We start from the raw sequence: 8229 nt of genomic DNA, 5'->3' as shown, positions 1-8229 counted from the left end.
GCGATGCGCGCTCCTACATTTTCGGGCGCACGGCATCGAAACTCACCTCCGCGACAGGTAAAACCCCGCTCTGATCGTTTTCTATTGTAGGAGCGCGCCTGCGCGCGACAGGTTTTCGCTTCGGTCTGGAAGCTCGCGCGCCAGCTCCGGGCCACGGCCTCAAAAGATGTCGCGCGCGATGCGCGCTCCTACAGGGCCAGGATATCGCCTAGCAGTGCCTGCGCCGTGATCTCCGGGCCGGCGCCCGGGCCCTGGATCACCAGCGGCGTCGCGTGATAGCGGGTAGTGGTCAGGGCGAACTGGTTGTCGGTACCGCTGAGTCGCGCGGCCGGGTGTTCGCGTGACACTTCGACCAGACCGACACGTGCGCGGCCGCGTTGGTTCAGGCGCGCGAGGTAGCGCAATACCTTGCCGTTGGCCGCTGCCTGCGCATGGCGCTCACGCAGCGGTTCGTCCAGCTCCTCGAGATGCTCCAGGAAGGTCTTCGTTTCCACGTCGCGCAACGCGGCCGGGACCAGGCTCTCCACTTCCACCTCGTCGCTACCCAGTGCGAAACCGGCGTTGCGCGCGATGATCAGCAGCTTGCGCGCCACATCCTCGCCGGACAGGTCCGAGCGCGGATCCGGCTCGGTGAAACCCAGGCGGCGCGCGTCGCGCAGCAGGGCCGAGAACGGCCGGCTGCCGTCGTACTGATTGAATAGCCAGGACAGCGAACCGGAGAACACGCCCTCGAGGGTCAGCAGGCTATCGCCGCAGTGGCGCAACCGGCGGAGCGTGGAAAGTACGGGCAGGCCCGCGCCGACGGTCGCGGCGTCGCCGTAAACCGTACCCTCGGCCGTCGCCTTCTGCAGGGCCCGCCAGCCGGAAAGCTGCCCGCCGGCGAGCGCTTTGTTCGCGGTGACGACGTGGTAGCCGGCAGCGAGCCACTCCGGATGGCGGCTTGCCTCGACGGCGCAGGCCGTCGCGTCGATCACCACCTTGCGCGCGGCACCGCTCGCATCCAGCGCGGCCAGCAAGGACGCGTCGTCGCGGCCTTCCCTGCCCCGCGCCAGCTGCTCCGCCACTTCGGCGGGCAAGACACCGCCCGGCAGCACGTGCTGACGCTTCGAATTGGCCGCCCCGACGAGATGCAGCGAACGTGCGGCCGGCGTGCCCAGCAAGGTCAGCAGTGCACGGCCAACGACACCCGTACCGAGTAACACGACGGCGGTGCGCGGCGGCGTGTCAGCGAGCGGCGCGATGGCGACCGCGCTCATGCGCCGACCTTGCGTTTGGATGCCGCGGCCGCCACGGCGGCGGCGCGTGCCAGGCCCGCTTCGATGTCCTCGATGAGGTCGTCGCCGTCCTCGATGCCGACCGAGAGGCGCAGCAGGTTGTCGGCTATGCCCGCCACGCGGCGCGCTTCCGGCGCCATGGCCGCATGGGTCATCGTGGCCGGATGGGCGACGAGACTTTCCACGCCGCCCAGCGATTCCGCGAGCGAGAAATAGCGCAGGCCGTCGACGAAAGCCTCGATCGCATCCGTGCCGCCGGCGACCTCGAAGCTCAGCATCGCGCCGAAACCGTGCTGCTGGCGCTGGGCCAGCGCGTGGCCCGGGTGCGCAGCGAGGCCGGGGTAATAGACGCGCTCCACCGCATCGTGGCTATCGAGCAGCGCAGCGATGCGGCGTGCGTTTTCCTCATGCGCGCGCAGGCGGACCGCAAGCGTGCGCACGCCACGCAGGGTGAGGTAGCTGTCGAACGGCGAACCGGTGACGCCGTTGCAGTTGCCCCACCATTTGAGCTGCTCGGCCACGGCCGGATCGGCGGCGATCACCGCACCGCCGACGACGTCGCTGTGGCCGTTGATGTACTTCGTCGTCGAATGCACGACGACGTCGGCACCGAGCTTCAACGGCTGCTGCAGCGCGGGCGAGAGGAAGGTGTTGTCGACCACCGTCAATGCACCCGCGGCGCGCGCCGCCTGGGCGACATGGCGCACGTCGGTGATGCGCAGCAGCGGATTGGACGGCGTTTCGACCCAGACCAGCGCCGGCTTCGCCGCGAGGCCTTCGGCCAGTGCCGACGGATCGGTGAAGTCCACGAAGCGCACCTGGAAGCGGCCCTTGCGCGCCCAGGCGTCAAGCAGGCGCCAGGTACCGCCGTAGCAATCGTGCGCGGCGAGGACCAGCGCGCCGGCCGGCACGAGTTCCAGCGCCAGCGCCACCGCCGACATCCCGGTACCGGTGACCACCGCCCCCGCACCCTCTTCCAGTTCGGCCAACGCCTCGGCGAGCAGGTCGCGGGTGGGGTTGCCGCTGCGCGAATAGTCGTAGGGACGCTTACGCCCGAAACCCTCGAAGGTGTAATTCGTCGACAGGTGCAACGGCGGGACCACCGCACCGTGCTGGGTATCGGATTCGATGCCGGCGCGCACGGCACGGGTACAGGGACGGGAATCGGTCATGGCTTAGCGTTCTCCGCAACAGTCGTTGAGTGCCTGACGCAGCACGGGAGCGAGCTGCACGGTTTCTTTGAGGAAGGCGTCGTGGCCGTAGGGCGAATCCAGGACCTCGAGGGTGGCGGTGCCGCCGAGGCGGCGCTGCAGTTCGCACAGGTCGGCCAGCGGCACGAGGCGGTCGGACGGAAAGCCCACCAGCGTGGTCGGCGCGCTGATCTGTTCCGGGGCGATGTCGTGCAGGTCGATGGATTCGGACAGGGCAAGGAACCGAACCGGATCGAAGCGTTCGACGAAACGGCGGCCGGCGTGCTCGAGGTAATCCTCGACGGGAAAGTGGAAGCGGCCGTCGCGAAGCTCGGGACCGGCAGCGAAGCGGCGCGAGAATTCCTCGCTGCCGCGGTAGGTGGTCATGGCGAGCTGGCGGGCGAGCGCCAGGGCCTCGCCGACGCGGCCCGATTCGAGGCCAAGCCGCACGATGCCGCGCTGTACCGAACGCTGCGCCGTCGAGAGCGGATGCGGACGATGCGCACCCGCGAGCAGCAGCAGAGACTTGAGCTTGCCCGGGTGCCCGGCAGCGTAAGCGAGGCCGACCATGGCGCCGTAGGACGAGCCGATGAAGGCCTGTACGCGGCCGATGCCCAGTTCGTCCACGAGCGCGGCCAGCGCCGCGGCCTGGTCCTCGCTCGACACCGAGGCCACGCCGCCGATATCCGCGGGCACCAGCCAGTCGATGGAAAGCACCCGGCAGGTGGCGAGGTCGATGGCGCCGCCTTCGGCCACCAGGTCCTCCCACCAGCCCGCCGCACGCTCGCGGCCGGCGCAGACGTCCCGGTCGGCCGAGATACCGCCCTGGACGATCACCGTCGGGGCATCGGGAGCGCCGCACCACAGATAACGGACGTCCGCCTCGACGAGGCCGCTGCCGTATTTCGGCGTGAAGGCGACGCGACGGGTGCCGCGCTGCTCGGTGAGGTCGGACGCACGGCGGGGCGCGACGGGGGCGGCCGCTTGGGGAAGGGAGATCACGGTGGCGGGCTCTGCTGGCATGTCCGGGTTCCTGCGTCGGGATCGAGCCCCTGCGGATACCGGTAGGACTGCCTGCGCCACGGCTACGCGAACGCGTGCCCAGTACGGACATTCCCATCTATCGGCCGGCGTGAAACACGCCCCGCAGGAGTTGGCACCGTCGCGGAAATCCGCAGGTTGCCCCGGCTTCAAAGGGCCTGTCCCTCAGCCGGTCTCGATGAGTGGAGCCGACGATACGCGTGGATAGCTGACGTGTCAACAGACGTTTAGACGTCCAGATGTCCAATCGGCAGGCGAAGTGTAGGAGCGCGCCTTGCGCGCGACAGCTTTTCGCCTGGAGCAACAGGCCCTGTGGCTTTAGGCCCCAAAAGCTGTCGCGCGCAGGGCGCGCTCCCACAATCAGCCCGGGGGCGGGAGCCCGCCTGGCTGGCAAAACCCTGCTAGAATAGTGGGTTAGCCAGGACCAGCGATCCCACCCATGTCCGCACACCTCACCGAAACCCGCCGCCGGCGCAGCTTTGCCATCGTCAGCCACCCCGACGCGGGCAAGACCACCCTGACCGAGAAGCTCCTCCTGTTCGGAGGCGCCATCCAGATGGCTGGCTCCGTGAAGAGCCGCAAGGCGGCGCGCCACGCCACGTCGGACTGGATGGCGCTGGAAAAGGAGCGCGGCATCTCGGTCACGTCCTCGGTGATGCAGTTCCCGTACAACGGCGCCATCGTCAATCTGCTGGATACCCCGGGCCACGCGGACTTCTCCGAGGACACCTACCGGGTGCTTACCGCGGTGGACTCCGCGCTGATGGTCATCGACTGCGCGAAGGGCGTCGAGGAGCGCACGATCAAGCTGATGGAGGTCTGCCGGCTGCGCGACACGCCGATCATGACTTTCATCAACAAGCTCGACCGCGAAGGCCGCGCGCCGATCGAGCTGCTCGACGAGGTCGAATCCGTGCTTGGCATCGCCTGCGCGCCGGTCACCTGGCCCATCGGCATGGGCTCGCGCCTGAAGGGCGTGTACCACGTGCTGCTCGACGAAGTGCATGTATTCGAGCCCGGCAAGAACTTCACCCGCCAGGACTCCACGATCTTCAAGGGCCTGGACCATCCCGAACTCGCCGCGCGCATCGGCCAGGCGGCGCTCGACGAACTGCGCGACGAACTCGAACTCGTGCTGGGCGCGTCGAACCCGTTCGACGTGGAGGCCTACCTCGCGGGCAAGCAGACGCCGGTGTTCTTCGGCTCGGCGGTGAACAACTTCGGCGTGCAGCTGCTGCTCGACTTCTTCGTGGAGCACGCACCCTCGCCACGCTCGCGCGAGACGCTCAGCCGCGAAGTGAAGCCCGAGGAAGAGAAACTCACGGGCTTCGTGTTCAAGATCCAGGCAAACATGGATCCCGCGCACCGCGACCGCGTCGCCTTCATGCGCGTGTGCTCCGGCACGTATGTCGCGGGCATGAAGATGCAGCAGACGCGCACGGGCAAGGAGGTGCGCATCGCCAACGCGCTCACCTTCATGGCTTCCGACCGCGAGATCGTGGAGCGTGCGTACCCCGGCGACGTGATCGGCCTGCACAACCACGGCACCATCACCATCGGCGATACCTTCACCGAGGGCGAGCCGCTGTCGTTCACCGGCATCCCGAACTTCGCGCCGGAGCTCTTCCGCCGCGCGCGCCTGCGCGATCCCATGAAGATGAAAGCGTTGCAGAAGGGCCTGGCCCAGTTGTCCGAAGAAGGCGCCACGCAGTTCTTCCGCCCCATCATGTCGAACGACCTCATCCTCGGCGCCGTCGGCGTGCTGCAGTTCGACGTGGTCGCGTACCGCCTGAAGGACGAGTACAACGTCGATGCGACCTTCGAGCAGGTGGGCGTCGCGACGGCGCGCTGGATCCACTGCGACGACGCGAAGAAGCTGGAGGAATTCCGCGAGAAGAACGCCGGCAACCTCGCCATCGACGCCGCGGGCGAGCTGGTTTACCTCGCACCCACGCGGGTGAACCTGCAGCTGGCCCAGGAGCGTTGGCCGACGGTGCGTTTCTCGGCGACGCGCGAGCACGCGGCCTCCGTCGAGGTGTGATGGCGCGCTCGTCGTTCCTGCGCAGGCAGGAACCCAGCGCCTCTTAACTGCCGTGGTGTAGAAGTCACTGGATCCCTGCCTGCGCAGGGATGACGTTGGGCTGCGTTACATCGGCGAGGGGTGGAGGAAACGGTGGATGGCCTGCACCACCACCGAACCCTCGCCCACGCCGGACGCGACGCGCTTGATCGATCCGGAGCGTACGTCGCCGACCGCGAACACGCCGCGCAGCGTCGTTGCATAGGGAGACGGAGTGGCATAACCGTCGGCGTCGCGGCCGGTCAGCACGAAGCCCTTGCGATCGAGGTCCAGGCAGCCATCCAGCCACGCCGTATTGGGCTCGGCACCGATCATCACGAACAGGCTGCCTGCTTTCATCCGCTTCTGCGTGCCGTCGGCGCACTTCCAGCCCACTTCCCGCAGGTACACGTCACCGTCGAGGTGATCGACCTGGCAGCGCGCGTGCAGGGTGATCCGCGGCGACTGCGCGATGCGTTGCACGAGATAGTCCGACATCGTCGAGGCCAGCCCTTCCCCGCGCACCAGGATGTGCACGTGCGCCGCCGTGCGCGCAAGGAATACGGCCGCCTGGCCGGCGCTGTTGCCGCCGCCGACTACCACGACCTCCTCGCCCGCGCAGAGTGTGGCTTCCATCGCCGTGGCGGCGTAATGGATGCCTTGCCCCTCGTAGCGTTCGTAGTCCAGGTGATCCAGCTTGCGGTAGCGCGCGCCGGTCGCGACGACGACCGCGCGGGCGCGGACTGAAGTGCCGTCGTCCAGCAGCAGCCGGTACGGGTGCTTCGCGCAATCCATGCCCTGCACGGACCGCGCAATGGCCATGTGCGCGCCGAACTTCATCGCCTGCACCTGCGCGCGCCCGGCCAGTGCCTGTCCCGAGATCCCGGTCGGAAACCCGAGGTAGTTCTCGATCTTCGAACTGGTGCCGGCCTGCCCGCCGGGGGCCAGGGCTTCGAGCACCAGGGTGTCCAGCCCTTCGGACGCCGCATAGACGGCGGCCGCAAGCCCGGCAGGCCCCGCGCCGATCACCGCGACGTCGTGTACGTGCTCGCTGTCGAGCAGGATAGTGATGCCCAGTTCGTCCGCCAGCTGGACGGTGCTGGGGCAGCGCAGCACGCGCCGGTCGGGCAAGACCACCACCGGGCATTCGGACGGACGCAGCCCCAGGCAGTCGAGGAGGCGCATTGCATCCTCGTCCACGTCGGTATCGAGCAGCCGGTACGGATAGCCGTTGCGGATGAGGAAGCTGCGCAGGCGCACGGTATCGGCGGCATGCGCGGAGCCGGCCAGCGTCACGCCGCCCTGCCCGCTTTGAATCAGGCTCACGCGGCGCAGGATGAAGGCGCGCATGATGATCTCGCCGATATCCGGTTCACCGGAGACCAGCTTTCGGAAACCGGCGGGATTGACGCGGACGAGCCGCGAGTCGGATCCCGTGCGCCCGTTCACCATGGCCTGCCTTTCGCTGAACAGGTCCACCTCGCCCGTGAACTGCGAGGGGCCATGCACGGCGAAGACATTCGGCTCGCCTTCCTTGTCCAGGTCGTAGATCTCGATGCAGCCTTCGATCACGAAGAAATAATCGATGCTGCGGTCGCCACGCCGGAACAGCACCGTCCCAGCCGGGACCGCTTCCTCCACGCCGTATTTCACGAGGCGCGACGCCATTTCCTCGTTGAGGGAGGGGAAGGTCTGCTCGCGGCGGTTCAGCGGACTGGACGGGTCGTTGTCGGGTGGAATGGCCATCGGTCGATCCAGGCTCCGGGTAAGTGTGCCGGCCCCGCGACGATAGTGGAGGCGGTGCAGCGAGGTCTTGTATCCGAACACCATCATGCCTGCGTAGACTGCGACTGCAAGCCCACCCATGAGATTTCCATGTCCGCCGATACGACCGTTGCGACGCCCCCGCCCGTGCCACTGCCTCTGCGCCTGCTGCGTTCGCCCCTTGGGCGCATCGTCGCCTTCTTCGTCATGCTGACCGCCCTGGCCTTCCTCGCGCGGCTGATCTATTCGGCCCTTGGACTTCCCCGGGGCGACCTGCCCTTCGACAAGGTCACGCCGCTCATCGAGGCATTCCGGCTCGCGCCCGTCGTGCTCGCCTACTGGCTGCTGGTCCGCTTCATCGAGAGGCGGCGCGTCGACGAACTCGCCCCGCGCAAGGCCGCACCCCACATACTCCTGGGCATCGCCGGGGGCGCCGTCGTGTTTTCCCTCGTCGTGGGCGCCCTGTGCGCGCTGGGCGCCTACGTGGTCGACGGCGTGAACCATGACGCGCACTGGCTCGGGCCGATCCTGGTGCTGGGGGTAGGCGCCGGCGTGGGCGAGGAAATCGTGAGCCGCGGCGTGATCTTCCGCATCGTGGAAGAAGGGCTCGGCACCTGGGCGGCCCTGCTGCTTTCGGCCGCGGTATTCGGCGGCCTGCACATCTGGAACCCGAATGCCACGACCTGGAGCGCGCTGGCCATCGCGCTGGAAGCGGGACTGCTGTTCGGCCTGCTCTACCACGTGACCCGCTCGCTCTGGGTCTGCATGGGAGCGCATGCCGCGTGGAACGTGGCGCAAGGTCCCTTTTACGGCATCCCCGTATCGGGTTTCGAGCAGCGCGGCTTCCTGGCGGCGCATATGCAGGGCCCGAACTGGCTCACCCTGTCTCTTATACACATCT

Annotated in this window: 6 protein-coding genes and 1 riboswitch; of the genes, 2 read left to right on the top strand and 4 right to left on the bottom strand. The window is 68.0% G+C overall.

Annotation, left to right across the window (positions count from 1 at the left end):
• Positions 1 to 188 precede the first annotated feature (188 nt).
• The 3 genes from ACR9ZH_RS18155 to metX are packed head-to-tail and all read right to left on the bottom strand — an operon-like array spanning position 189 to position 3487.
• The gene (locus tag ACR9ZH_RS18155; RefSeq protein ID WP_481292166.1) at positions 189 to 1256 is read right to left on the bottom strand and encodes a homoserine dehydrogenase family protein; all 1068 of its coding nucleotides are present in this window, start codon (positions 1254 to 1256) and stop codon (positions 189 to 191) included.
• Positions 1253 to 2446 carry a cystathionine gamma-synthase gene (gene metB / locus ACR9ZH_RS18150; protein ID WP_481292165.1) on the bottom strand — a complete coding sequence of 398 codons (1194 nt, stop codon included), beginning with the start codon at positions 2444 to 2446 and terminating at the stop codon, positions 1253 to 1255. Before metB ends, ACR9ZH_RS18155 begins: the two co-directional genes overlap by 4 nt.
• Before the next feature lie 3 nt (positions 2447 to 2449).
• Entirely contained in the window at positions 2450 to 3487 is a 1038-nt protein-coding gene (gene metX / locus ACR9ZH_RS18145; protein WP_481292164.1) for a homoserine O-succinyltransferase MetX, read from the bottom strand.
• A gap of 90 nt (positions 3488 to 3577) precedes the next feature.
• A riboswitch (SAM riboswitch) is annotated at positions 3578 to 3690 on the bottom strand.
• Positions 3691 to 3944: 254 nt separating this feature from the next.
• On the opposite strand from metX, the gene ACR9ZH_RS18140 reads away from it, so the two are divergent.
• Entirely contained in the window at positions 3945 to 5546 is a 1602-nt protein-coding gene (locus ACR9ZH_RS18140; protein ID WP_481292163.1) for a peptide chain release factor 3, read from the top strand.
• A gap of 105 nt (positions 5547 to 5651) precedes the next feature.
• Here ACR9ZH_RS18140 and ACR9ZH_RS18135 read toward each other — a convergent pair whose 3' ends face one another.
• On the bottom strand, positions 5652 to 7310 hold the full coding sequence (locus tag ACR9ZH_RS18135) for an FAD-dependent oxidoreductase (RefSeq protein WP_481292162.1): 1659 nt from the start codon (positions 7308 to 7310) through the stop codon (positions 5652 to 5654).
• 129 nt (positions 7311 to 7439) lie between these two features.
• Here ACR9ZH_RS18135 and ACR9ZH_RS18130 point away from each other — a divergent pair.
• Positions 7440 to 8229, top strand: a 790-nt coding sequence (locus ACR9ZH_RS18130) for a CPBP family intramembrane glutamic endopeptidase (RefSeq protein WP_481292161.1), incomplete at its 3' end; no start/stop codon positions are given.

It is taken from the genome of Luteibacter sp. SVR4-7G, from assembly GCF_056755555.1.
This window is presented reverse-complemented; position numbering and strand designations above follow the sequence as displayed.